Genomic DNA, 25,544 nt, shown 5'->3' with positions numbered 1-25,544 from the left:
TGAATGTGACCTATATGTGACCAATCATTCAGAAATAAAATTATACGGTGCACTGCAGATCAAATCTTGAATTTCTGAACAGCTGACTGCAATTCCTCCGCCAGTTTTGCTAAATGCATGCTGGCAGAAGCAATCTCCTCAACCGACGCAGACTGCTCTTCTGTAGCCGCAGCAATCGTTTCTGTCTCATCAGCTGCCTGCCGGCTTTCATCCTTGACAACACCTGCGGATCGTATCACATCTTCTGTTCCCGCAGTAAGTTCCTCCGCTGCGGCGGAAATATCTGTGATCTCGCCCGAAATACTCCGTACCATTTGCAATATATCCGTGAAATTTCTTTGTGCTATATTGACAAGTTCAGAGCCCGCTTCCACTTCCCGCTTGCTTTCCTTCATAAAGGTCACTGCCGTCTGCGTTTTACTTTGTATATCAGTAATATCCATCGTGATTTCTTTAGTCGCCTCTGCTGATTTCTCAGCTAACTTTCTCACTTCTTCCGCAACGACCGAGAACCCCCGGCCCTGTTCACCGGCACGAGCCGCCTCTATAGCAGCGTTCAAAGATAATAAATTCGTTTGTTCGGCAATTTCTGATATCAATCTTACCATATCACTGATACGCTTTGATTTATCTTCCAGATCATCCACCGCATTAGCTGTATTTGCCGTCGATTGTTCAATCATCTTCATTTGCTTTAAAGTCTCTTCGATTGCCTCATTCCCGGTGACAGCCGCATCAGAAGTTTTTTCCGCAGATTCAGAAACATTCATCGTGTTCTGCGTTACCTGATGGATGCCTTTTGCCATTTCCTCAACAACATTATTTGTGGCAATTGCTATTTCCACCTGCCGCTTGGTTCCATTTGCTACTTTATCAATGGAATTTGCTACTTGGTTGGCCGCATGTGATGACTGGTCAGCGCTGGCTGCAAGTTCTTCCGATGCCGCCGCAACCTGTTCCGAAGTATTTACCATCTGTTTGATCAAGGTACGTACATTGTTATTCATTTGGTGCATAGCTTGCGTAAGTTTTCCAAATTCCGTGCGGTCTTTCAAGGCATGTCCCTGGATTTCCTGCGAAAAGTCACCCATAGCAACATTGCCCAAAAAATCTACCGATTCACGCAGGCGCGACACTATTTCTCTGATAATTATAACACCCAGAAATACTCCTATTGCAATCATTGCAATAGTAAATACAAAAAATATTTGCTGCATACGATATAAGTTGTCATCCGATTGTTCCTTCATACTCTTGCTCTCATTTTCGGCAAGCATCGACATATCGCTCAAAATTTGCAATGCGGCATTTGCCGACGGCTCCACTTTTGTTTTATAAACATTATAAGCTTCTGTATTTTTATTCTCTATCGCTAAGGCCAATGCCTCATTATTTGCTTCTTTATATTTAGGAATTATATCATTTAGTTTTTGAAAGTTTTGTTTCTGCTGATCTGAAAGATCCATTTTTCCTAACTTTGAAAAAATATCTGCATATTGACTTCGGCTGGTTTCTATATCTTTCTGCAATACTTTATTCTCTGCTGCATCCGAAGTCAGCATAAGCTCAAATATGTCGTTCCGAATCCGTCCGATAAGTATCTGATTATTATATGCCAATTTCGCCTGCATCATAGTATTCTGGTACATATTATCCAGATATAAATTGCTTTGCTTCAAATTCCAGTACCCGAATGCCCCTACAGTCAAAATGGCCATGCACAGTATTCCTACAAGTATGCCCAATTTTTGTTTGATTTTCAGTTGATGGAACCATTGCATATTACCACTCCTAGTCATATTTATTAAATAATTACTTCGTGTAAAATTATTTAAACCCTTTAAATATGATAATAAAAGTCAAAAAATTTTCATATTTTCGACTTTTATTAATTCAGCTCTTTTAAACAGCATTTATCTCATAGGAATTTTTTCGGCATTGCATTTATTAAAACCATTCTTTTATTAACGTTAACTAATTATAAAAATAAGTTGACATTATTTGCTTACGTGTTTACTCTAAAATAAGCATTAAATATCATATCTCCTGATCTATTTTTTATTTGGAGATTTAAAAAGACATCTATTTTAAGGAAGGTGCATATGCATGCCTCTGTACAGTTTAAAAATGAGAGCCAGTAAATCAGCTGAACATATTTCCGGTGCAGAAAAAATATTAAATGAAAAAGAACTTGATACAAATATAATGGCCTTGGTGCAAAGAGCACTCCACCACACAAAAGGGCAACCCGATCTTATAAATATCAAAATAGAAACGGTAGATGCCCAAAAGATAGAATATATTGACGCATTGCCCATATCCTCTATCGATGTAGACTCACCGGCGCAAGGACAAAATATTCTTCTGGAATATCTAAAAAAACTGGGACTCAGAAACAGTTCATCAATTATAAAAAAATTTAAGGAAACTTATGCTATGCGGGGTGCCATGCTGCTTAATGCTGACACACTGGAACGTCTTGAACCAAATCTTGATCGCGGCATTCGTGCTACTTATATGGATGCGGAACATACAGCACTGACGGATAACGGCTGCTGCAAAAATCATTTTCAGGAAGCTGTTATACTCGCCAGTAAGGTAGCAAATGCCCCTAATATTATTGCGGAAATATGCATATCAGATGATCCTGATTATGTGACGGGATATATTGCTTCAAAAAAATTTGGCTATGTACGCATAACAAAGCTAAAAAAAGATGCCTGCCCGTACGGCGGACGTATATTTCTTTACCGCGGACGCAGCGGAGATAAATATGAATGTATAGATTACCTTGAAAAACAGCACGTCTTAGTCCGCAGCGTACCATCAGCCCCGGCAAAAAAGATCAAGGAAGCAGATCCCTGGCAATTTGTGCGCGATGATTTACAAGAACGCAAAGAAAGTTTCATTTATCGTGAAATGAAAGAAATGCATTCCGCTCAATGCTCACATGTATACAGTAATGGCCGCGACCTTCTTATGTTAGCTTCAAACAACTATTTAAATCTCTCAAATGATCCTCGTACCAAAAGAGCTGCCCAAAAGGCCACGGAACAATTTGGCACGGGTTCAGGAGGTTCACGTCTGCTTACAGGCACTTTGCCGCTTCATACAGTTCTGGAAAAAAATATTGCCAATTACAAAAACACGGAAGCTGCCCTGCTGTACAATACCGGGTATATGGCAAATGTGGGAATCATTACTGCACTTTGTGATAAAAACAGTGTTATTTTCAGTGATGAATATAATCATGCCAGTATCATTGACGGCTGCCGTCTCAGCCGTGCCCGAACGGTTATATACCGGCATAATGATATGACTGATCTAGCCGATAAAATAAGAAAAACACCTTGCTCCAGGGGGCTGATCGTCACAGATGCAGTATTCAGCATGGACGGCGATATTGCTTTTCTGCCGGATATCTTAGAAACAGCAAAAAAAAATCATTTGCTGTGCATGGTAGATGAAGCTCATTCCACCGGTGTTATAGGAAAAACAGGACATGGTATTTGTGAATATTTTGGACTTACGGCACAGCCTGATATTATAATGGGAACAATGTCAAAAGCACTCGGCAGCGAAGGCGGTTATGTATGCGGCAGCCGTCTTTTGATCGATGAACTGTGCAACAAGTCCCGCAGTTTTATTTTTTCTACCAGTTTATCACCGGCAGTAATTGCCGCTGCTGATGAAGCCTTAAGAATCCTGGCGGCTGAACCGCAGCATGTGAAACAATTGCAGAATAACGTTCAATACTTTTGTGACTGCCTCAAAAAGAACGGTATTTATTCTCATTCTGATTCAGCTATTGTTCCTATCAATATCGGTGATGAAAAGCATAGTATGCAAATAGCGCAAAAACTTTTTGAACATAATATTTTTATACTGGCAATCCGCTACCCGACTGTAAAAAAAGGAAAGGCACTATTGCGAGCGGCTATTATGGCAACACATACTGAACAGGAACTGCATCATGCCGCAGATATCATTGCCAGATACGTTGATGAAAAATAGTATTTTATAGACAGACAAAAGCACCGCTCATATAAGGAAAATATCCGGCATGATTATTTTACTGATAATTTAATTTTGTTATGTTATAATAAAATTAATTTTAACAGAGGAGATTTGCGGATGATAAAATGGATAATTTCTGATATGGACGGTACTTTGCTTGATGATAACGGCAATCTTCCGCGGGACTTCGATGAAGTTATGCGAGAATTAAAACAGCGGGATATAATTTTTTCACCTGCCAGCGGCCGCCAATATTATGCATTGGTAAAACAGTTTTCAAAATATAAGGACGATTGGCTTTTTATCGCGGAGAATGGCACGATGGTGTCAAAAGGACGTGATCTGTTATTTTATGTGAGTCTGCCTGAAAGTCTGACAGGAACACTTATTCGTGCTGCAGCTTCTTTAAAAGACGTATATACCGTTGTCTGCACCTGTAATGGCAGTTATGTCACGACAAATAATGAGGCTCTTCTGGCCGAAATGGGAAAATATTATACAAGACATACATTTATAGAAAGTTTTGATTCTATAAAAGAACCAATTATAAAAATTTCCATTTGTGATTGCAATAATGAAAATGTTAAAGAAAATGCTTACAAATATTTACTGCCATATGAAAAGGATGTTCAGGTCGTTATGGCCACTAATATGTGGGTGGATATTATGCCGAAGGAAATAAATAAGGGTATAGCCATTCAAAAACTTCAGCAGCAGCTGGGCATAAAACCGGAAGAATGTATGGCTTTCGGTGACTTTTACAATGACAGGGAAATGCTAAAGGTCGTAGGTGAAAGTTACGCTATGGAGAATGCCGTTCCTGAACTCAAAAAAATCGCAAAACATATCGCGCCGGCTAACAGCCGGGCCGGTGTGATGACAGTAATACGAGAAATGCTCGCCAAAAATTGAAACTGAGGCATGAATCATGAAAATAGATTATCATATGCATTTTGAATACGGTTCGTATGATTTGAACTGGGTCAAGGGATTTTTCGACAGTGCGCAAAAACGCGGCATTGAGGAAATCGGCATCTCTGAACACACGCATGGTTTTACTGATTTTAAAGAGCTATACTATGAGGATGTTGTCTGTGATGATTCTTTCATCGGCAAATTTCAGAAAAAATGGCTGCAGACAAACAAGTTTAAATGTCCTTTGCGTGACTATATAAATTTTATTAATTTGCTCAAAAAAAATGGCTTTCCGGTAAAAACAGGTATTGAAGTATGTAATTTCCAAAATCAGGAAAAGGTCGGGGAAATTCTTTCCGGACACAAGTTTGATTATATAATCGGCTCTGTACATTTTCTTCATGGCTGGGCATATGATTCGTCCCAGATAAAAGATGAATGGAAACAGCACGACCTCAGAGACATTTATGAATGGTATACGGAAGAAGCGGAAAAATTATGTGCTTCCGGTTTATATGATATTCTCGGGCATCCGTTCAATATCCGTATTTTTAAATTTCTGCCTGATTTTGATGTAGAACCTTATCTTATCCGTGTCGCCGAAGCAATGAGGAAAGCTGATATGGCTGTCGATATCAACACCGGAACATATTATCGCTACCCGATCAAAGAGATTTCTCCTTATCCTGCTTTTATGAAGGCAGCGGCACACTGCGGTCTTCCCGTAATAACATCTTCCGATGCGCATAAACCGGAAGACTGCGGGGCATATATAGATGATGCCATCGCATACGCAAAATCATTTGGTTATAACACACGGATCAAATTCACGGACAGGAAACGTGAAATAGTGCCGATTGACTGATTCATGGTAATTTCATTATCAATATAAAAAACATAATTGGAGGGGAAGTATAATAATGTGTGCATTTCAAAAATTTCTGGTTCCTGTCGACGGATCGGCAGCAGCAGACAGGGCGGCAGCCAAGGCAGCAGAATTTGCCGGCATGACAGGAGCTCATATTGACCTCATCTATATAGCAGAGCTGCGCAACGGTCCTATGCCGCAGCATATTATTCGCCGTGAAGATATGCCCGCCGATGTTATTGAGGCATTGAAGAAAACAGGTGATGATATCCTTGAAAGAGTATACCAAAAACTTCCGTCGGAAATACAGAACAGAACTGTACTTCACACCGAAGCCGGTGATCCAAAAGAGATTATTTTAGAGATGGCCCAAATATTCAAAACAGATCTTATCGTTATGGGCACAAGAGGTCTTAATCCAGAACAAGCTATAATGATTGGCAGTGTAAGCCGTTATCTGATAGAATGTGCTGTATGTCCCGTAATGATCGTGCACTGAAAAAAGGCCGCTGTTTGTTTTCAAACAAACAGCGGCCTTTTACTGTGGCAAATTATAATTTTATAAGATCATATCTGCGTGATCCCATTCCCAGCTTTTCGCAATGGTCAAGGCATGACTGCCATTCCGTATCAGGATGATTATTATGGAAATGATCATGCAGCTGAGCCTCCTGAGGAGCCCGTTCAACATTTTCTCCTAATGCCGAATTACTTATAACAGGCGCCTGATTAACAAGATCAGCAGCAGCCTGATCTATGGCCACCGGATCAAACGATGCCAGCATTCCTATGTTTGGCACTATTGCAGCATCATTTTCTGCATGACAATCACAGTTTGGCGAAACATCAACGATAAGACTGATATGAAATTGCGGGCGATCATGCAAAATAGCACAGGCATATTCCGCCATTTTAAGATTGACCATTTTCCCCGCATTCCAATTGGTAGGGATTATAGCATTTGTAGGACAAGCTCCGATGCAGCGGCCGCAGCCTACACAGGCATCTTCATTAATATGGCACTTTCTGTTTTCGATTACAGGTGCGTCATGAGCGCAGGTTTTCCTGCACATGCCACAGCCAATACATTTTTCTTCTTTGACTGTTGGTTTGCCATCACAATGCATTTCCATTTTCCCTGCACGCGAACCACCGCCCATGCCGATGTTTTTTATGGCACCGCCAAAACCTGTCATTTCATGGCCTTTAAAATGCGTAAGAGAAATTATTATATCAGCATCCATAAGAGCATGCCCTATTTTTGCTTCTTTGATATATTCACCGCCAGGAACCGGAACATAAGCTTCATCTGTTCCTTTAAGACCATCAGCTATAATATTCTGACATCCCGTAGACATCGGGTTAAAGCCATTTATATTAGCCGTATCCAAATGTTCCAGAGCATCTTTGCGGGTGCCTACATAAAGCGTATTGCAATCTGTGAGGAAAGGTTTTCCGCCATATTTTTTCACAGAGTCCGCCACCACTCTGGCATAATTTGGACGGAGAAAAGAAAGATTTCCCAACTCGCCAAAATGAATTTTTATGGCAGCAAATTTTCCATTGAAACCGATACCGCCTATACCGGCTTTTTCTATGAGCTTATCGAGCTTTTGCAATAAATTATCTTTACCGGGATACACACGCATATCGGTAAAATAAACTTTTGCTTTTTCCATTCATAACACTCCTTTTAACAATCCAGCATATCTTTATCTGTTGCAATTGCTATTATAACAATTATTGATAAGACTATACAAGATACAAGAAAAGAAGTTATGGTAAAATATTCTCATGCACCCGCAGAACTGATAGGACAGTATCTATTTTTCATGCAAAAATCAGATCAATATTGACCTTCTCTTCCGTGATACAGGCACCACGGTTCTTCCGCCATATAATCGCCGTCATGATAATAAGCAGCTCTTGCCCTGCAGCCGCCGCAGGCCTTTTTATATTCGCATTTACCACAGCCGCCCTTAAAATCAAATGTGCGCAATTTATTAAGGACATCACTATTTTTCCATATTTCATCAAAAGGTGTTTCCCGAACATCGCCAAGCTGCATATTCAAATAGGCACAGGGCTGCACCTTGCCGCGCGGACTGATAATGCAGTAAGAATTCCCGGCAAGACACCCCCGCCTGAATCTCGTTTTTATTCCCATCTGGGAAGCAATGCGAATGAACTGCGGAGCACAAGTAGGCTTAAGTTCAATGGAGACCTCCTGCTGCTTTCTCATAATGCGCGCAAGAACATCCTCATAAGCACGTGCCCGCAAGGATTCCGTTTCAATGGTTTTTGCCCGTCCCGTTGGTACGAGAAAGAAAAAATGATGTGCGACAGCCCCTTCTTTTACGGCAAAATCGGTTATAGCTTCCAGTTCATGCTGATTCCAGTCCATAACTGTAGTATGTATTTGAAAGGGCAGTCCTGCCTTGCGGCAGTTTCTCATACCGCGCACAGCTCCCTCCCACGCCTTGTCAAATTTGCGGAATTTATCATGTTTTTCCTGGTCCATGGAATCAAGCGATATTCCCATTCCCATGGCCCCGGCTTCCTTCAGCCTAAACGCCATATCTTCTGTTATGAGAGTGCCGTTGGTGCCAAACACAGAGCGGAGCCCAAGCTTGGTGGCATGCTCGACCAATTCCAGAATATCCGATCTCATTAGAGGTTCTCCGCCCGAAAAGATCATTATTTTAAAACCGGCTTTGGCTATCTGTTCCAGAAGTGTTTTTGCTTCTTCTGTATCCAGTTCTTCATCAGCCTTGCAGCCGGCATCACGATAGCAGTGTTCACAATACATATTGCAGGCATTGGTCGTATTCCATGAGATTATCATTATATATACTCCTATATTATCGGCTTATACCAATTTCACTGTCAGTCAGATAGCAGGACGGATCTTCTTCCCAAAAACTGCCGTTTCTTGCCTCTGCGCGTGTACGGAAATTGCCGTTGCACACATCGAGATACTGACATTTACCGCAGCGCCCTTTAAGAAGGGGCTTGCGATCCTTCAAACCTGCCATTATCGGATGTGATACGTCCCGCCAAATGTCGCCGAATTTTCTTTCGCGCACATTGCCGAAAGTATAATACTGAGTAAATTGATCAGGATGTACATATCCCATGGGATCAACTTCCCCGAAAGCAATACCGGAACGGTTCCCCCCATTAAAGAAAGCATATTTCTTAATCTGCTCGGCAAGTGCGGTATTTCCTTCATTTACTGCTTTCAAATACATATATACACTGTCACAATGGTTGTCGACAGTAAGTATTTCTTTTTTCAGTCCGCGGCTTTCAAAATCACGCGTCCTTTTTATTATAATATCCATGGCCTGGCGCGATTGTTCGGGCAAAACATCTTCATCCATCATTTGTGTTCCTCGTCCTGAGTAAACCAGGTGATAAAAACACACACGATTGATGTTTTCCTCTTCGATAAAATCAAAAATGCTTTCCAATTCCTGTAAATTATGCTGATTTATCGTGAAACGCAGACCAACACGCTGACCGACGGCGACACAGTTTTCTATCCCCTGCATGGCTGCGGTAAAGGCACCCTCTCTGCCACGAAATTTATCGTTGACATCTTTTAATCCGTCCAAAGATATACCAACGTAACCCACACCGATATCTTTGATCCTTTGGGCATATTCCCTGGTAATAAGTGTTCCATTTGTAGAAAGAGTGGGTCTGATGCCTTTTTTTGCCGCATAATCGGCAAGCTCAAAAAAATCCGGGCGGATCAGGGGCTCTCCTCCGGAAAATAATAATACGGGAACTTTAAAGTCAGCTAAATCATCTATAAAGCGGACAGCTTCATCCGTATTAAGTTCATCGTTATATTTTTTGGCGTCTGAATCCATATAGCAATGACGGCACTTCAAATTACAGGTGCGTGTGCAATTCCAGACAACCACGGGACCTGCTCCTTCATGCACACCATTTTTAGCGTGACGCGCATTCTTTGTGTAACGCAGACTGTCTCCATAATAATCAGTAGCAAATAATAGTTTTGTAACGCTAATCATAAGCTGTTTATCTCCTATATGCTGTTATCATTAAATGTGAATATAATTCATATTTAATGATAACAGCAAGAACAATAAAGGTCAATCCTAAAACAAAACTTAATTTTTTTTTGCAGAAAAACACGTGCAAAAAAATATATAAAAATAGCCTTTGACAGCACGCATACATTTGGGGGAGTAAGCAGAAAAAAATAATTCTCTTATATTTGCACATAAGAGAATCAAACAGGCTGATAAATTTCATCTATGGATTATATTTACACGGCAGCAATATTACCACTTCTTTATAAACTGCATAAATTTCATATCAAAAGCCGTCTGCCCCCACGCTATTGATCATCTGCATATGAATCATTAAGTTCAAGATAAGGAACCGCGTTTAAATTCATATCGGCAAATTTACCGGTCAGTGCTTGATAATAACCGCGGCAGGCAATCATTGCCGCATTATCAGTGCAAAGTATTTTGCTTGGAAAATAAAAATCTATATCGTTTTGCCGGCATTTTTCCGTTAATCTTTCCTCAAGCTGGCTGTTTGCAGCAACGCCTCCTGCCAGAACGATCGTTTTCATGCCTGTTGAACGAGCTGCCATTATCGTCTTGCAGACGAGGATATCTATGACTGTTTTCTGAAAAGAAGCCGCAACATCTGCTTTATTTATTGATATATTTTTCTGACCGGCATTATGAATATAGTTGATAACCGCCGATTTTAACCCACTGAAACTGAACTCATAATTATTATCTTTCATGAGAGCGCGCGGAAAATCTATAGCCTCTGGGTTTCCCTGCCTGGCCAGTTTATCGATCTGCGGACCGCCGGGATAGGGAAGTCCCAGCAGACGGGCAACTTTGTCAAACGCCTCTCCCGCAGCATCATCACGAGTCTGTCCAATCATGGAAAAGGAATTGTAGCCCTTCATATCAACAAGTGCCGTATGTCCGCCGGAAACGACAAGTGAAACAAACGGCGGTTCCAATTGGCGATGGGATAAAAAATTAGCAAATATATGCCCCTCAAGATGATTCACCGCCAGCAATGGCACCCCGAGAGAAAAGGCCAATGCCTTGGCTGCCGATACACCCACAAGAAGTGCTCCGACAAGACCGGGTCCGTATGCCACGGCTATCTGTCCGATGTCCTTAAGCTTCAGCTGCGCTTTATCGAGTGCCTCGTCAAGCACGGGCATTATATTGATTATATGTTTGCGTGACGCTATCTCAGGAACGACACCGCCAAATTTTTGATGGATGGGAATCTGTGTGGCAATAACATTGGCGAGTATTTTCCTGCCGTCTTCGATTATTGCCACAGAAGTTTCGTCACAGCTGGATTCTATTCCTAATGTAATCATTTTTCTCCTACTTTTTTTATTTTATCTATAAGCAGTCTGCTGTCAGTGACAATATTATCGTATTCCAGCGGCGGTCTGCCGATGACGACCACAAAAATACCGGCTTCTATCGCTGCGGAAAGCTTCGTATCGGAACCGCCGAGACTGCCGCTGTTTTTCATCACGACTACTTCAGCTTTCGTATGCGCATACATTGATTTATTCAATTCCTTGGAAAAAGGTCCCTGCATGGCGATTACATGTTTGAGCAGAATGCCCTCGTTTATACATGCCTGTATCGATTCCACGGCCGGCAGCACTCTGACAGTGAGCGTTTGCTCCGGCGATTTAATCTGTGCTGTGAATTCAGTAAGATGACGGCTTCCCGTAGTGAGAAAAACATTGCGTCCCAATTCAAAAGCTTTTTTTGCCGCAGCTTCAAAGGAATTTGTTTTATAAAGTTTTTCATAATCCGGCAGGGAAATGGCGGGTCTTTCATAGCGAAGGTAATATATTCCCAGCTGACGGCATACCCGCATGGCAGTCTGTGAAATATTTACCGCATAGGGATGACTGGCATCAACGAATATTTTTGCATTGATATCCTGCAGTATTTTTTGCATTGCCTTTTCATCAAGCATTTGTTCGATAACTGTCAATTTTTGATGGCCGCTCAATAAAATTTTCCCGTAGCCACTGACAACAGAGGCGGTTACCTCATAACCGTTTTGCAGAAGCAGCTGCGCTATCTGTCTGCCGTCCTGAGTACCGGCTGCCAGAAATATCATAACTTATAGCCCCGCGGCGTTATCATGAAATTGCCTTTAACGTAGGTATTGCTGTTGCCTATGATAACCAAAGAAAACATATCTATTTTTTCTTTGGTAAAGTTTTCCAAATCGGAAATAGTCACCGATTCATCATCACGGGTTGCACCCCGCACTATTCCTACCGGTGTATTGCCAGGTTTATATTTCAATAAAATCTCACGTATTTCCTCGATATGTTCCACACGTTTACGGCTTTTGGGATTATAAAGCGAAATGACAAAATCTCCCTGCGCGGCAAATGCCGCTCTTTTTTTTATAAGCTCCCAGGGAGTAAGCAGATCGCTCAAGCTGATAACGGCAAAATCATGCATAAGAGGTGCTCCCAGAACAGCGGCAGCAGCATTTACGGCACTTACACCGGGTATTATTTCTATCTGTGGACGAATCGCCGGCTGCTCCTGCATCAGAAGCTCCAGCACCAGTCCTGCCATGCCATAGACTCCGGCATCGCCACTTGATACCACCGCAACGTCATGTCCGTCACAGGCTTCCCGCAATGCCATTGTGCAGCGGTCAATTTCCTGCATCATCCCTGTCCCGATCACTGCTTTCTCACCAAGCAAAGATTCGATCAATTTTATATATGTGTTATAGCCGACTATCGTATCGGCTTTTTCTATGGCTTTACGGGCACGCGGCGTCATATCTTCAAGACTGCCCGGACCTATGCCGATGACTGTTATTTTTCCCATGCTAATGCTACCGTCACTTTCTCAAATTTCGTTTTATTTAATACAAGTTTACTTTTTCCACCGGCAAGTGCAGCAGCTTCACAGACATTCCCCACACCTATTTGTTTTCTGACAAAAGCCGATTCCTTCAGTCCATAATATTCTATACTTTTTTTCAGAGATTCATTATCCCAAAATTTCAGGGGTATACCATATTTACCGGCAGTAAGCAAAATTCCCTCTTCATCGGCCTTGACCTGTGTGCTTGCTATAAGAGTGATCTCATCTATGTCATAATCTATAAGTCTGCACGCTTTTTTCAGGCATTCTTCAATATGCTGCTGCTGCGTTTTACGTCTGCATCCAACACCGGCAATAAGTTTATGACGCAGAAAGCAAAGTATCCCTTCCGCTTCAATGACCTTATCCGTGAGCAGCACTAAGGGCTTTCCTTCACCGTCTAATTCCTGTATGCTGAAAATTTTTGCACTTATCCCTTGTTTTTTAAGCATAGCCAGAAAGCGCTCACCGTGCGGCAGCTCTTTATCTATATAATAATTTATTGTTTTCCCCGCCAGTAAAGCGGTGTTAATAATTTTCACATTGGCAAGCGGTGAAACCAAAAAACCCAAACGGCGCGCCACAATATCCGGGGCCTCCATACCGCCGATATCTGTTGCCGTCGTTATTACCGGAACAGCGCCAATCACCGCGGCTGCTTTTTCGGCAAGCTCATTGGCTCCGCCCAGATGCCCCGACAAGAGACTGACAGCATATCTGCCTTGTTCATCGATGACTACCACAGCCGGATCGACATCTTTCTTTACTATATATGGCGCCGTCATGCGTACGGCAATACCGACGGCACAAAAAAATATGACGCCATCATACCGGGCAAATATCGCCGGCATAATATCACGCATTTTTGTAAAAGAAATGACCGGCAGGCCTTCTTTATATTTACCTGTTTTTCCGTAAACATCACAAACTGCGCCAAGAGAGCCGCGCAGTTTTTCGGCGAGAAGAGCTCCATTAGCCGTGACAGCAATGATTGCATATCTCATCGTTGCCTATTTTTCCTCCGCCCCTGTACCTTTGCGATACATATGCGTGAACTCCGGAGCATAAAGCCGCGACAGCGCATAGTCACTTTCAAGGCAGTCCCCTACTATAATCATTGCCGTCTTGTCTATTGACTGCTCTTTAACTTTTTCTGCTATTGTTTTTAGCTGTCCGCGGACAACCTTTTGTTCCGGCCAGGAAGCTTTCTGCACAACGGCTGCCGGCGTATCCGACGAATAACCGCCCGCGATAAGTTCTTCCGCTACTTTGTCAAGCATATGCACGCTTAAAAATATGCACATGGTCGCCTTATGGACAGCAAGTGATTTGAGGCTTTCCTTTTCCGGTACAGGCGTACGCCCGGCATTTCTGGTTATAATCACGGTCTGCGATATTTCCGGCAAAGTATATTCCTGCCGCAAAGCTGCCGCGGAAGCCAGAAATGAACTTACACCCGGTACTACGTCAAAATCTATTGCCAGTTTCTTCAGCGCATCCATTTGCTCCTGAATAGCTCCATATATAGCTGGATCACCGGTATGCAGCCGCACAACGCTGAATCCTTTTTTTACAGCTTTTTCAATCGTATGAATTACCTCATCGAGCGTCATTGAAGCACTATTGTGTATCTGACAGCCGGGCTTCGCATAATCAAGAAGTGCCGGATTTACCAAAGAACCCGCGTATATGATAACATCGGCTTGCTGAAGAAGCCGCTGCCCCTTGACTGTGATCAGTTCAGGATCTCCCGGACCAGCGCCTACAATATGAACTGTATGCATATATAATCTCTCCTCAAAATGGTGAAAATTTTGAAATGTTTTCAATTGAACAATCATCTATTTTATTATAGCAAAATTGGTTTGCCGGGGCAATTTACGGTATACGTCATCCCCAGATAAAATAATATTTCTTTTCAGTATATATGGAAAAAATAAATTGGACTTCATAAAGATTTTTCGTTACAATATATTATAAAATATGCAGGAGGTATGCAATGAATATTTCTGTTGAACTTGTGCCGCGCACCGAAAAAGATTTGCGGGAAGAATTGCAGCTAATCAAGAATAATGATTTCCCGATCAGCTTGATTAATGTTCCCGAACTGCTGCGCTTTGACATTCATGGCTGGGAGGGAGCTGCTATTGCGCAGGAATATGAATTTGAAACTATGCCGCATATCAGAGCTCTTGATATAGATCTGCTCAATGAACTGCCTATGAAAAAATATCTCCGGGAAAGAAAGATAAAAAAAGTTCTGGTGATCACCGGCGATCCGCCTCAAAGTATGGCGACCAAAGTGTATCCGACAATAAGTACAGACATCATAAGCAAATTTCGGCAGGAAATGCCGGAAGTTAAAGTATATGCAGGAATAGACCAATACAGATCAAGCATGCGGCAGGAAATGTATCAGGTGCGCCGCAAACTGCAGGCAGGAGCAACAGGATTTTTCACCCAGCCTTTTTTTGATATGCGATATATAGAAATGTACGCAGAAATGCTTGAGGGTTTGGATGTGTACTGGGGCATATCGCCTGTTCTGTCCGAAAACTCGGTAAGCTATTGGAAAATAAAAAATAATATTATCTTCCCAAAAGATTTTGAACCCACATTAGACTGGAATATCAACTTTGCCCGCAAAGTCGGCGAATTTGTTGAAAGAACAGGCGGTAATATGTATATTATGCCAATAAAAGCCGATCTGGCAAAATATATGGGCAGTGTATTTATCTGACGTGCCTCCTGGCATTTTCAGATCATAGCCCGTCATTGTACGCGCAAAATACAGCACCGGCTCAAAAAAAGAATAAATTTTCGGATAGGAAGGACATGGATCGGCATGTATCATATGCTGCCCGTGCCGATCCTATACACTCGGATAAACTATAGATATTTTTTTAACGGAGAGGGAATAGAATGTATAAGATTTTAAAAAAAGAACTGCTTTCACCAAATGTCTGGCTTTACGACATTGAAGCACCGCGCATTGCGAAAAAAACCCAGCCCGGTCAATTTCTGATCATCCGCACAGATGAAGAAGGCGAACGCATACCATTGACTATCGCCGATTTTGATAGAGATAAAGGATACATATCAATCGTATTTCAGGAGGTCGGTGCCGGCACACAGGTATTGGGACAGCTGAATGAAGGAGATTCTATCCTCGATGTGGTTGCTCCGCTCGGCAAAAAAACTCATATTGAAAAAGATATGGGCACTGTGGTATGCATCGGCGGCGGTATCGGTGTAGCACCTGTATATCCGATTGCCAGAGGAATGCATCAGGCAGGCAATAAAGTAATATCCATCATGGGTGCGAAAAATAAAGACATATTGATTTTAGAAAAAGAAATGCGCGCTGTCAGTGACGAAGTAATGGTGACAACCGATGACGGTTCCTACGGTATAAAGGGATTTGTTACCAACGCGCTGCAGCAGATCATAGACCGCGGTGAGAAGATCGATGAAGTGATAGCTATAGGCCCTGTGGTAATGATGCGCAGCGTCGTCGAAGCAACCCGTCCCTACAAAATAAAAACGGTGGTAAGCCTCAACCCTATAATGGTAGACGGAACCGGCATGTGCGGCGGCTGCCGCGTGCAAATCGGCGAAGAAATCAAATTTGCCTGTGTAGACGGGCCGGAATTTGATGGTCATATGGTAGATTTTAAAGGACTTATGTCTCGACAGCGTATGTACAAAGATAAGGAAAAGACAGAATCTGATCATGTATGCAATCTGACAAAAGTCAAGGAGGCTCTCTGATATGGCACTAGTAATGAAGAAATATACAATGCCCGAACAGGATCCGGCAATTCGTGCGCATAATTTTGAGGAAGTTGCTCTCGGCTACGATGAAGAAACGGCCATAGCGGAGGCCAGCCGCTGCCTTAACTGCCAAAAACCGCGTTGTGTCCAGGGCTGTCCCGTTCAAATAGATATTCCGGGGTTTATTGCCAAAATGAAAACAGGCGATTTTTCAGATGCGATCGAAGTAATAAAAGGTTCTAATTCGCTGCCTGCCGTTTGCGGCCGTGTTTGTCCGCAGGAAAATCAATGTGAAAAATATTGTGTCATGGGAATAAAGGGCGAGCCTGTCGGTATAGGTCGTTTGGAAAGGTTTGCTGCTGACTATGACTTGAATGAACAACAAAAAGGGGCTCCTGTTCAATGTGCCTCAGACGCTAAGAAAGTGGCGATCGTCGGATCGGGTCCTGCCGGTTTGTCCGCTGCCGGTGAATTAGCAAAAAAAGGCTACAAAGTCACCATTTTCGAGGCGCTGCACAAAGCCGGCGGTGTTTTGTCCTACGGTATTCCGGAATTTCGTCTGCCAAAGGAAAAAATAGTACAGGTAGAAATAGATGATTTAAAGAAGCTGGGTGTGGAAATACGTTTAAACACCGTGATAGGTAAATTATATACTGTTGATGAGCTGATGCAGGAAGAAGACTTCGGTGCTGTATTTGTGGCTACCGGAGCGGGCTTGCCTAGTTTTATGCACATACCAGGCGAAAATCTCAACGGTGTATATTCCGCCAACGAATTTTTGACACGCTGCAATCTGATGAAAGCATACAAATTTCCTCAATACCATACACCTTTGAAGGTAGGCGGTACAGTTGCCGTTATAGGCGGCGGTAACGTGGCTATGGATGCAGCACGCACTTCACTGCGCCTTGGTGCCGATCATGTATATATCGTTTACAGACGAAGCGAAAAGGAACTTCCCGCACGTCTGGAAGAAGTGCATCATGCAAAAGATGAAGGTATAGACTTTAGATTACTGAACAATCCCGTTGAAATAATAGGCAGTGATGACGGCAATGTAAAATCACTTCACTGTATCAAAATGGAACTCGGTGAACCGGATTCATCGGGCAGACGTCGGCCTGTCCCCGTTGCCGGTTCTGAATTTGACCTGCCGGTCGAAACTGTTATCGTTGCTATCGGACAGGGTCCCAATCCTCTTGTTCAGTCTACAACCCCTGATATGCTGACAAACAAACGCGGCAACATTATCGCTGACGAAGAAACAGGCGCTACAACAAAGGAAGGCGTATTTGCCGGCGGAGATATTGTCACGGGTGCAGCCACTGTCATTTTAGCTATGGGTGCAGGAAAGAAAGCAGCGCAGGCTATTGATAAATATTTAAAGGACAAAGGCTGAATTTATAACCGGCTGTAAAATACAGACTGCCCGCAAATAATTACTTTTGCAGGCAGTCTGTATTTATGATAAACCAAGCTTTATATTATATATTTTTTACTTATTTTATAATGACAGGAGTGAATGATAATGATGAATTTTATCGCAATAGATTTTGAAACCGCCAACAGCGAACGCAGCAGCGCCTGCAGCGTTGCCTTGGTAGATATACAGGACGGTCGAATGGTCTCCTCATATAATACTCTGCTGAAACCGCCTTCCATGCATTTTGAACCGGGTAATATGGAAATAAACGGTATAACCCCGGACATGGTGGCAGACGCCCCCACCTTTGCTGATATTTATCCACAAATGCGCTCAATAATGGAAAACCGAATGGTCATCGCTCATAATGCGCCTTTTGATATGGGTGTTATGCGCTCCTGCATATGGCAGTACCATCTGCCGAAAATAAAATTTGATACCTGCTGCACTGTCCAGATTTCACGAAAGGTGTGGCCTGAGCTTGTCAACCATAAACTAAATACGCTCGGTGATTTTTTCAAAATATCATTTACACATCATGATGCACTGGACGATGCGAAAGTCTGTGCAAAAATTCCACTTGTCGCAGGACGTACTATCAATGCCGATGATATCTACTTATTACTTAATAAAATAGGCATGAAAGCTAATCCGTTTAAATGTTAAAAAGTGCTGCCGGGTTTTTATTTGCCGACAGTATTTTTTTAAAGGGGAGGATTTGCAATATGTTGAAGCTTGATACGGTTTTTACAAAATGCAAGTATTCCCTCTGTCTGCATTCTAGAAAGCTCCGCACACATGGCACTGCGATTTACAGAAAGAAAATCGGCCAACTCCTGCCGATTAAAAGGAATTACAAATTCACTGCTGCCGGCAAGCAGTGCCTGCTCCGAAAAATAGGATAAAAGCTTATCCCGTGTGGTTCGTTTTGTTATATGATTGATTTTGCATGTGAGCATATAGGCTTTTTTTGCCAGGGTAGATAATAAATTATGAATGAGCTGAGAATGATAAACACAATTTGCCGTACACATGGTAGTTATCCTCTGTACATCCATAAAAAGCACCGCGGCCTCCTCTGCTGCTATCGCACTGATATTTGTCGAAAGCAAAGGCTCACATGCATAAATTTCACCAAAAAGGCCTCCTTTTTCCACACGCAGCAGCAAACTGCGATTTCCCCAATAATCTTCTCTCTCAAGGGAAAGGCTGCCGGATAAAACAAGCCCCACATTAGTAATGTTTTCATTGGCATGAAAAACAGCTTCACCTTTTTCAAATTTTCCTATATAACTGCCCAGGCAAGACAACATAGCATATATTTCTTTATCCGATGCACCTATAAAGAACGCAGAAAGCTTTAATACCCTGATATATTCTTCATCCATTTTCTCAAAAATCTTATTGTTAAGCGAAAAAACTTTTTTCATAAAAATCACCTTTTGTTATATTTACAACAGCTATTTTTTTTATATTATAATAAAATATTATAGTAATCTCGATAGCAGTATACATTCTCGCCGCATTATTGAAAAATGCTGTATATTTTTGTAATAATTTCTGCAGTAAACAATATTTTCTCTAAAGAGGAGGATACAATTTTGAAAAAATGGCTCATTGCTTATTCAAGTAATACAGGAAACACGAAAAAAATAGCGGAAGCTATGTTTCAGGCACTGAATGAAGATGAACGCCAAATTTATTCCCTGAAAGACCCCTTTGATGATCATCTTCTAACTTCATATGATATAATCGCAGTTGGTTATTGGCTTACCCGCGGCGGGCCTGATCCGCTTGCCAAAGAATTTCTGGCAAAAATAGAAAACCGTCAGGTTATCCTTTTCCAGACACATGGCACAGAGTGCGGCAGTGAACACAGCATCACAGCACTTGCACGAGCCGCAAGCTGTTTGGGTGAAGGCTGTGATATATTGGGTACTTTTTCTGCCCAGGGAAAAATAAACCCGACTTTATTGAACAGAAGAAGTTCTATAGCGGCAGATAATCCGCATGCTCCCACTGAGCACAATTTAAAAAGATGGGAAACTGCCTCCTATCACCCAAACCAAAAAGACTTTGATGATGCGATGTCTTTTATAGAAGCAATGAAAAGAAAGCTAGCCTTGCGGGAAGAATATATACTGCGCAAAAAAAGTAAGTAATGTTAAATAGAAAACGGGCCCTTTCCTAAGGCTCGTTTTTTTATTTTATCAGTTTTCATTCTTCCCGCAATAGTATTTTAAGAACAGGTAGACAATCCGTGCCGCCAGATACATTCTCATTTATGCCAAAATGCCGTAACTTTATTACGATCAATTTTACTTATATAAAGAGCCTTGTCTGCCTTATCCAGCAACGTAAAAATAGTCGAAGCGTCATCGGGATAATTTGCAACACCAATGCTCAGCGTACATCCATCGAGCATTGACTGTGCATTTATACGTATATTTTCTGCCATATTCAGCAGATCATTTTTATCTATGTCTCTTTTTAATATTGCAAACTCATCTCCGCCAAAACGAAAAACACTCCTTTCGCCGGCAAACTCCTTCATTATTGCAACTGCTTTTTGTAAAATTTTATCACCTGACAAATGCCCTGCTCTATCATTCAAGCCCTTAAAATGATCCAAATCCAAAAGTAAAAAACCAACATTTTTTATTATCCCGGACTGCATTTCATCATCGACTATCTTTAAAACTCTGTCAAAAGCCCTTCTGTTATACGCCTGAGTCAGTTGATCGAGATTAGCTGCTTCAGTCAAATTATCATATTCAGCCCGGGCTGTTTTCAAAGCGTCATTATATACTTCGACTATTTTACGAAACTCCTTTTTATAGTCAGATGTATTTAATCTTTTATAGCTCCCCTTTTTTAAATTGCCAAAAGCACTAAGCAATTGTTCGGTGGATTTAGCATACCTTCTTATAATATAAAGCGCCAAAGCAATAAATACAGTAGTCTCTATAACAAAAAAGCCCAGCATCTCATACATGACAGTATTCTTGCTTTTAATTATATCTGAAACAGGTGTCTTGACCACAACATGCCCACCTATATCAGCAATTTTACTGTAACCAATAAAATAATTCTCACCAAACATATTATTGGTCAATAATGAACCACTTTCACCAGTCATATCACCAAAAGTTTCTGCCTGCTGACCGATACGGTTTTTATCCGGACCATAAATAATAGCTCCATGAGAATCCATGACGATAGCAGTACCATAATTCCCAAAGATACCATTTTCAAACGGCGATGCAAGATTATCATCCGTCAGCCTGATAATTCCTGCCACAGCCCCTACAGCCTGATTATTTCTTATTATTGGCACGGATATGCGTATAAATTTGCGGCCTGTTGAACTGGTATGGACATTACTAATATGTGATTTTTTCTGCATTGCCTGCTTAAAAAAAGTTCTGTCTTTCAGATTAAAAACTGAAAGCACATCCTTATTGCCGGATATATTGAGAATATCACCATTTTCGTTCACTACCATCAAAATATCAACATCCTGAATAAAGTTGTTAATCTTATCCAATTCATACTTGCTGTCTCTAATATCATCATTCTCAGCAATACGGTTAAGTGTAGAATATATCCTGCTAAAATTTCTATCTATCTGACTGCGCATGTTTTCAGCAGTTTGTTTATTTATATCCAGCATCATAGAATTGATATGAGATAAAAAAGTTTTATCAAATATCAAAAACTGCATAATACATCCCATAATAAAAAAAGCACTGAATAAAAAGCATAGTCTATGTATAAATGTTATATTCTCTCCGAGCTTTTTTATTTGTTTGCCAGTACCGACTCTGCTCCTCAATTTCGCATAGCTGCCAATAATATATTTAATAATCATTTTCTTTGTAAGTATCCAATCAATTTTCCTTTCTATGAAAGAAATTACCTTTCACGCAAAATCTACAATTGCTGAATAAGATCTGTAAAAACTGTATTATATTTATAAAATATATATTATTATATAATATTCTATATGAAAGCCTATCTTCCTTTGATAATTACAATTGATATAAAAAATAAAAAGCCGGCAGAAAAATCTGCCGGCAAAAAATCAAGGACAAAAAAGACATAAAAAAACGTCTATGACAATAGTTTAACTAAAATCATAGACGCCTTCAAACCGGCAGCAACCTAATCTCCCAGGGGGCTGCCCCCCAAGTACCTTCGGCCTGTGGATGCTTAACTACTGTGTTCGGAATGGGAACAGGTGGATCCATCCAGGTATCGCCACCAGATGCTTCAGATCTTACTGCTTTAGCAGTCTAGAGATGAAGTACGCAGAGTGAGCCTACGAACGCCGCGTTTCCTTAGACGTTCTTTTCTGCACCTTAGTGCTCATATATAAAGTAAACCAGGAACTAATCTGCTTCCCCTTTACCTATATACTTTCATGAGTGATCTTGCACACTCAAAACTTCACAGAAGAAATCAGGACCAAACATTTATAGATGAAATTAAGTTAAGCTCTCGGCTTATTAGTACCAGTCCGCTTCGTATGTCACCATACTTCTACTCCCGGCCTATCTACCTCGTCATCTTCAAGGTGCCTTCCAAGCCTTACGGCTCTGGGAAACCTCATCTTAAGGCAGGTTTCACGCTTAGATGCTTTCAGCGTTTATCCTTTCCGAACGTAGCTACCCAACTGTACCCCTGGCGGGATAATTGGTACACCATTGGTTCGTCCACTCCGGTCCTCTCGTACTAGGAGCAGCCCCCTTCAAGTTTCTTTCGCCCGCGATGGATATGGACCGAACTGTCTCACGACGTTCTGAACCCAGCTCACGTACCACTTTAATGGGCGAACAGCCCAACCCTTGGGACCTGCTTCAGCCCCAGGATGTGATGAGCCGACATCGAGGTGCCAAACCTCCCCGTCGATATGGACTCTTGGGAGAGATTAGCCTGTTATCCCCAGGGTAGCTTTTATCCGTTGAGCGATGGCCCTTCCACGCGGTACCACCGGATCACTAAGCCCTGCTTTCGCACCTGCTCGACTTGTTGGTCTCGCAGTCAAGCTCCCTTCTGCCTTTGCACTCTTTGCGCGATTTCTGGCCGCGCTGAGGGAACCTTTGGGCGCCTCCGTTACTCTTTCGGAGGCGACCGCCCCAGTCAAACTGCCCGCCTGGTACTGTCTTGAAGATCGTTACTCTTTCAGTTAGATGCCCGTTAAATAAAGGGTGGTATCCCAACAATGACTCCTCACTGACTTGCGCCAATGTATCTAAGTCTCCCACCTATCCTGTACGTTATTTACCGAATATCAATGCCAGGTTACAGTAAAGCTCCATGGGGTCTTTCTGTCCAGTCGCGGGTAACCTGCATCTTCACAGGTATTTCAATTTCACCGGGTCCCTCGTTGAGACAGTGCCCAAGTCGTTACACCTTTCGTGCGGGTCGGAACTTACCCGACAAGGAATTTCGCTACCTTAGGACCGTTATAGTTACGGCCGCCGTTTACCGGGGCTTCAATTCGGGGCTTCGGATTGCTCCTGACTCCTCTTCTTAACCTTCCGGCACCGGGCAGGTGTCAGCACCTATACGTCAGATTTCTCTTTCGCAGGCACCTGTGTTTGTGCTAAACAGTCGCTTGGGCCTCTCTTGTGCCACCGCCTTCAGCTCCACCCGTTCGGGTTTCACCGTCTGCGGCTATCCTTTTCCCGAAGTTACGGATATATTTTGCCGAGTTCCTTAACGAGGGTTGTCCCGCGCACCTTAGGATTCTCTCCGCGCCTACCTGTGTCGGTTTTGGTACGGGCACTTCTTCTCTCACTAGAAGCTTTTCTCGACAGCGTAGCTCGTTTGAATTCGGTTCCTCCGTAGATTCACCTATCTATCACTTCTCAGCCTTCTCACATGGCGGATTTGCCTGCCATGCAGCCTACCGGCTTCGACGCGCTCTTCCATTCGCGCGCTCAAACTGCTTTCTGTGTCACTCCTTCGTTCAATCGATCCGAAGTGGTACAGGAATTTTTGCCTGTTGTCCATCGCCTATGCTTTGTGCCTCGGCTTAGGTCCCGACTTACCCTGGGACGACGAGCGTTGCCCAGGAATCCTTAGGCTTTCGGTGGAACAGATTCTCACTGTTCTTTTCGTTACTCATACCGGCATTCTCTCTGCTGTACGCTCCAATGCTCCTTACGGTACATCTTCAGTCGCATACAGTATGCTCCCCTACCCAGTATATATTTCTATATCCTGCCACGGCTTCGGTTCTGTGCTTGAGCCCCGGTCATCTTCGGCGCAGAGCCTCTCGACCAGTGAGCTATTACGCACTCTTTTAATGGTGGCTGCTTCTGAGCCAACATCCTGGTTGTTTATGAAGTCCTACATCCTTTTCCACTTAGCACAGCATTTGGGACCTTAGCCGGTGATCTGGGCTGTTTCCCTTTCGACTACGGGTCTTATCACTCGCAGTCTGACTCCCAAGTATTTTATTACAGCCATTCGTAGTTTGACTAGGGTCGGTAGGCTTTACGCCCCCTTGCCTGATCAGTGCTCTACCGTCTGTAATCTTCCCTTGAGGCTAGCCCTAAAGCTATTTCGGGGAGTACCAGCTATCTCCGCGTTCGATTGGCATTTCACCCCTATGCACACCTCATCCCAAAGTTTTTCAACACTCACGGGTTCGGTCCTCCACGCATTTTTACCTGCGCTTCAACCTGGACATGCATAGATCACTGCGGTTTCGGGTCTACACCATATTACTTAACGCCCTATTAAGACTCGCTTTCGCTTCGGCTCCGTGTCTTCCACTTAACCTCGCAATATAATGTAACTCGCCGGTTCATTCTTCAATAGGCACGCCGTCGCTCTCTTACGGAGCTTCGACTGCTTGTAGACATACGGTTTCAGGTTCTATTTCACTCCCCTTCCGGGGTTCTTTTCACCTTTCCCTCACGGTACTATGCGCTATCGGTCGCCAGTTAGTGTTTTGCCTTGGAGGGTGGTCCCCCCAGCTTCTCGCAAGGTTTCTCGTGCCCCGCGATACTCTGGATCCCGGCCCTTAAGTTCCGCTTTTCGCCTACGGGGGTTTTACCTCCTATGCCTGACCTTTCCAAGTCATTCGGCTAAACGTTCCTTAATTTCTGCCGGTCCTCAACCCCGTATCACCGAAGTGTTACGGTTTGGGCATCTGCCCATTTCGCTCGCCGCTACTTTGGGTATCTCGTTTGATTTCTCTTCCTCCGGGTACTTAGATGTTTCAGTTCCCCGGGTTTACCTTCCTTTCGGATGTCAGAACTTCTTCTGACGGGTTGCCCCATTCGGATATGTACGGATCACTAGATGCTTGCTCTTCCCCGTACCTTTTCGCAGCTTACCGCGTCCTTCGTCGGCTCCTGGCGCCAAGGCATCCACCGTATGCCCTTATTCGCTTAACTTCGTCAAACCTGCCATTAATACCATCCTGCTTCGTCAGTGCTTTGCTTCACTCATCAGCGTATATTAATACGCTTTCTTCATTCAGCTTTGCCCTTCCTTGCATTATGATGTTTCTTGCAGCTTTGCCGTTACATTCTAAGATTACTCTTAAAATGTCACCTTTTAGCTTAAGTTCATATGTTTCGTCTTAGCTTTT

20 protein-coding genes and 2 rRNA genes are annotated in these 25,544 nt (G+C 42.7%); 9 read left to right on the top strand and 13 right to left on the bottom strand.

The genetic code is table 11. From position 1 onward, the window contains the following. Nucleotides 1-59 precede the first annotated feature (59 nt). On the bottom strand, nt 60-1,781 hold the full coding sequence (locus I6758_RS01145) for a methyl-accepting chemotaxis protein (protein ID WP_196603387.1): 1,722 nt from the start codon (nt 1,779-1,781) through the stop codon (nt 60-62). A 325-nt stretch (nt 1,782-2,106) separates the two neighbouring features. On the opposite strand from I6758_RS01145, the gene bioF reads away from it, so the two are divergent. From bioF to I6758_RS01125, 4 genes are all read left to right on the top strand, one after another. Further along, nucleotides 2,107-4,014 (top strand): 8-amino-7-oxononanoate synthase, encoded by a 1,908-nt coding sequence (bioF, locus tag I6758_RS01140; RefSeq protein WP_196603386.1) that lies wholly within the window; start codon nt 2,107-2,109, stop codon nt 4,012-4,014. Nucleotides 4,015-4,134: 120 nt separating this feature from the next. Further along, the gene (locus tag I6758_RS01135) at nt 4,135-4,929 is read left to right on the top strand and encodes an HAD family hydrolase (protein WP_196603385.1); all 795 of its coding nucleotides are present in this window, start codon (nt 4,135-4,137) and stop codon (nt 4,927-4,929) included. Nucleotides 4,930-4,945: 16 nt separating this feature from the next. Continuing rightward, nucleotides 4,946-5,797: a PHP domain-containing protein gene (locus tag I6758_RS01130; RefSeq protein WP_196603384.1), complete on the top strand. Its 852-nt coding sequence runs from the start codon at nt 4,946-4,948 to the stop codon at nt 5,795-5,797. Between the two features lie 55 nt (nt 5,798-5,852). Next, on the top strand, nt 5,853-6,299 hold the full coding sequence (locus tag I6758_RS01125) for a universal stress protein (RefSeq protein ID WP_196603383.1): 447 nt from the start codon (nt 5,853-5,855) through the stop codon (nt 6,297-6,299). 52 nt (nt 6,300-6,351) lie between these two features. Here the strand turns inward: I6758_RS01125 and I6758_RS01120 are convergent, their stop codons facing one another. The 8 genes from I6758_RS01120 to cobM form a co-directional block, all read right to left on the bottom strand. Next, a complete protein-coding gene (locus tag I6758_RS01120; protein ID WP_196603382.1) occupies nt 6,352-7,479 on the bottom strand; it encodes a DUF362 domain-containing protein in 1,128 nt (375 codons plus the stop codon). 167 nt (nt 7,480-7,646) lie between these two features. Continuing rightward, nucleotides 7,647-8,645, bottom strand: coding sequence for a putative heme d1 biosynthesis radical SAM protein NirJ2 (nirJ2, locus tag I6758_RS01115; protein WP_196603381.1), 999 nt, complete (start codon nt 8,643-8,645; stop codon nt 7,647-7,649). A 16-nt stretch (nt 8,646-8,661) separates the two neighbouring features. Beyond that, entirely contained in the window at nt 8,662-9,843 is a 1,182-nt protein-coding gene (nirJ1, locus tag I6758_RS01110) for a putative heme d1 biosynthesis radical SAM protein NirJ1 (protein ID WP_196603380.1), read from the bottom strand. 329 nt (nt 9,844-10,172) lie between these two features. Beyond that, the gene (gene tsaD / locus I6758_RS01105) at nt 10,173-11,198 is read right to left on the bottom strand and encodes a tRNA (adenosine(37)-N6)-threonylcarbamoyltransferase complex transferase subunit TsaD (protein ID WP_196603379.1); all 1,026 of its coding nucleotides are present in this window, start codon (nt 11,196-11,198) and stop codon (nt 10,173-10,175) included. Beyond that, nucleotides 11,195-11,965: a precorrin-6A reductase gene (gene cobK, locus I6758_RS01100; protein ID WP_196603378.1), complete on the bottom strand. Its 771-nt coding sequence runs from the start codon at nt 11,963-11,965 to the stop codon at nt 11,195-11,197. The genes tsaD and cobK overlap by 4 nt, the downstream gene beginning before the upstream one ends. Beyond that, nucleotides 11,962-12,699 carry a precorrin-3B C(17)-methyltransferase gene (gene cobJ, locus I6758_RS01095; RefSeq protein WP_196603377.1) on the bottom strand — a complete coding sequence of 246 codons (738 nt, stop codon included), beginning with the start codon at nt 12,697-12,699 and terminating at the stop codon, nt 11,962-11,964. The genes cobK and cobJ overlap by 4 nt, the downstream gene beginning before the upstream one ends. Next, nucleotides 12,687-13,742: a cobalt-precorrin 5A hydrolase gene (locus I6758_RS01090; protein WP_196603376.1), complete on the bottom strand. Its 1,056-nt coding sequence runs from the start codon at nt 13,740-13,742 to the stop codon at nt 12,687-12,689. Before I6758_RS01090 ends, cobJ begins: the two co-directional genes overlap by 13 nt. Nucleotides 13,743-13,748: 6 nt before the next feature. Then, nucleotides 13,749-14,522, bottom strand: coding sequence for a precorrin-4 C(11)-methyltransferase (cobM, locus tag I6758_RS01085; protein ID WP_196603375.1), 774 nt, complete (start codon nt 14,520-14,522; stop codon nt 13,749-13,751). 215 nt (nt 14,523-14,737) lie between these two features. Here cobM and I6758_RS01080 point away from each other — a divergent pair, with 215 nt between their 5' ends. The 4 genes from I6758_RS01080 (at nt 14,738) to I6758_RS01065 (ending at nt 18,601) form a co-directional block, all read left to right on the top strand. Then, nucleotides 14,738-15,478: a methylenetetrahydrofolate reductase gene (locus tag I6758_RS01080; protein WP_196603374.1), complete on the top strand. Its 741-nt coding sequence runs from the start codon at nt 14,738-14,740 to the stop codon at nt 15,476-15,478. Nucleotides 15,479-15,660: 182 nt separating this feature from the next. Beyond that, nucleotides 15,661-16,509, top strand: a complete 849-nt coding sequence (locus I6758_RS01075) for a sulfide/dihydroorotate dehydrogenase-like FAD/NAD-binding protein (RefSeq protein ID WP_196603373.1) — start codon at nt 15,661-15,663, stop codon at nt 16,507-16,509. A gap of 1 nt (nt 16,510) precedes the next feature. Next, on the top strand, nt 16,511-17,911 hold the full coding sequence (gene gltA / locus I6758_RS01070) for an NADPH-dependent glutamate synthase (protein ID WP_196603372.1): 1,401 nt from the start codon (nt 16,511-16,513) through the stop codon (nt 17,909-17,911). Nucleotides 17,912-18,040: 129 nt separating this feature from the next. Beyond that, nucleotides 18,041-18,601, top strand: a complete 561-nt coding sequence (locus tag I6758_RS01065) for a 3'-5' exonuclease (protein ID WP_231038448.1) — start codon at nt 18,041-18,043, stop codon at nt 18,599-18,601. A 38-nt stretch (nt 18,602-18,639) separates the two neighbouring features. Here the strand turns inward: I6758_RS01065 and I6758_RS01060 are convergent, their stop codons facing one another. After that, a complete protein-coding gene (locus tag I6758_RS01060; RefSeq protein WP_196603370.1) occupies nt 18,640-19,365 on the bottom strand; it encodes a Crp/Fnr family transcriptional regulator in 726 nt (241 codons plus the stop codon). A gap of 171 nt (nt 19,366-19,536) precedes the next feature. Between I6758_RS01060 and I6758_RS01055 the strand changes: the two genes are divergently transcribed. Beyond that, nucleotides 19,537-20,097: a flavodoxin family protein gene (locus I6758_RS01055; protein ID WP_196603369.1), complete on the top strand. Its 561-nt coding sequence runs from the start codon at nt 19,537-19,539 to the stop codon at nt 20,095-20,097. Between the two features lie 116 nt (nt 20,098-20,213). Here the strand turns inward: I6758_RS01055 and I6758_RS01050 are convergent, their stop codons facing one another. From I6758_RS01050 to I6758_RS01040, 3 genes are all read right to left on the bottom strand, one after another. Next, nucleotides 20,214-21,659: a diguanylate cyclase gene (locus I6758_RS01050; RefSeq protein WP_196603368.1), complete on the bottom strand. Its 1,446-nt coding sequence runs from the start codon at nt 21,657-21,659 to the stop codon at nt 20,214-20,216. A 427-nt stretch (nt 21,660-22,086) separates the two neighbouring features. Continuing rightward, a 5S ribosomal RNA gene (gene rrf, locus I6758_RS01045) occupies nt 22,087-22,203 on the bottom strand. Between the two features lie 220 nt (nt 22,204-22,423). Next, nucleotides 22,424-25,347 (bottom strand): 23S ribosomal RNA (locus tag I6758_RS01040). Nucleotides 25,348-25,544: the final 197 nt, after the last annotated feature.

This window comes from Pectinatus haikarae (genome assembly GCF_015732185.1).
GTDB classification, from domain to species: Bacteria; Bacillota; Negativicutes; order Selenomonadales; family Selenomonadaceae; genus Pectinatus; species Pectinatus haikarae.
The sequence above is the reverse complement of the archived record's forward strand: the minus strand, read 5'-3'. Positions and strand labels throughout refer to the sequence as shown.

Excerpts from the sequence above, each read along its gene's own strand:
- I6758_RS01145 (WP_196603387.1), bottom strand. The coding sequence starts at position 1,781 with ATGCAATGGTTCCATCAACTGAAAATCAAACAAAAATTGGGCATACTT.
- I6758_RS01125 (WP_196603383.1), top strand. The coding sequence starts at position 5,853 with ATGTGTGCATTTCAAAAATTTCTGGTTCCTGTCGACGGATCGGCAGCA.
- nirJ2 (WP_196603381.1), bottom strand. The coding sequence starts at position 8,645 with ATGATAATCTCATGGAATACGACCAATGCCTGCAATATGTATTGTGAA.
- I6758_RS01060 (WP_196603370.1), bottom strand. The coding sequence starts at position 19,365 with ATGAAAAAAGTTTTTTCGCTTAACAATAAGATTTTTGAGAAAATGGAT.
- I6758_RS01130 (WP_196603384.1), top strand. The coding sequence starts at position 4,946 with ATGAAAATAGATTATCATATGCATTTTGAATACGGTTCGTATGATTTG.
- cobJ (WP_196603377.1), bottom strand. The coding sequence starts at position 12,699 with ATGGGAAAAATAACAGTCATCGGCATAGGTCCGGGCAGTCTTGAAGAT.
- I6758_RS01075 (WP_196603373.1), top strand. The coding sequence starts at position 15,661 with ATGTATAAGATTTTAAAAAAAGAACTGCTTTCACCAAATGTCTGGCTT.
- I6758_RS01120 (WP_196603382.1), bottom strand. The coding sequence starts at position 7,479 with ATGGAAAAAGCAAAAGTTTATTTTACCGATATGCGTGTGTATCCCGGT.
- I6758_RS01080 (WP_196603374.1), top strand. The coding sequence starts at position 14,738 with ATGAATATTTCTGTTGAACTTGTGCCGCGCACCGAAAAAGATTTGCGG.
- I6758_RS01065 (WP_231038448.1), top strand. The coding sequence starts at position 18,041 with ATGATGAATTTTATCGCAATAGATTTTGAAACCGCCAACAGCGAACGC.
- I6758_RS01050 (WP_196603368.1), bottom strand. The coding sequence starts at position 21,659 with ATGCAGTTTTTGATATTTGATAAAACTTTTTTATCTCATATCAATTCT.
- nirJ1 (WP_196603380.1), bottom strand. The coding sequence starts at position 9,843 with ATGATTAGCGTTACAAAACTATTATTTGCTACTGATTATTATGGAGAC.
- cobK (WP_196603378.1), bottom strand. The coding sequence starts at position 11,965 with ATGATATTTCTGGCAGCCGGTACTCAGGACGGCAGACAGATAGCGCAG.
- cobM (WP_196603375.1), bottom strand. The coding sequence starts at position 14,522 with ATGCATACAGTTCATATTGTAGGCGCTGGTCCGGGAGATCCTGAACTG.
- tsaD (WP_196603379.1), bottom strand. The coding sequence starts at position 11,198 with ATGATTACATTAGGAATAGAATCCAGCTGTGACGAAACTTCTGTGGCA.
- I6758_RS01135 (WP_196603385.1), top strand. The coding sequence starts at position 4,135 with ATGATAAAATGGATAATTTCTGATATGGACGGTACTTTGCTTGATGAT.
- I6758_RS01090 (WP_196603376.1), bottom strand. The coding sequence starts at position 13,742 with ATGAGATATGCAATCATTGCTGTCACGGCTAATGGAGCTCTTCTCGCC.
- bioF (WP_196603386.1), top strand. The coding sequence starts at position 2,107 with ATGCCTCTGTACAGTTTAAAAATGAGAGCCAGTAAATCAGCTGAACAT.
- gltA (WP_196603372.1), top strand. The coding sequence starts at position 16,511 with ATGGCACTAGTAATGAAGAAATATACAATGCCCGAACAGGATCCGGCA.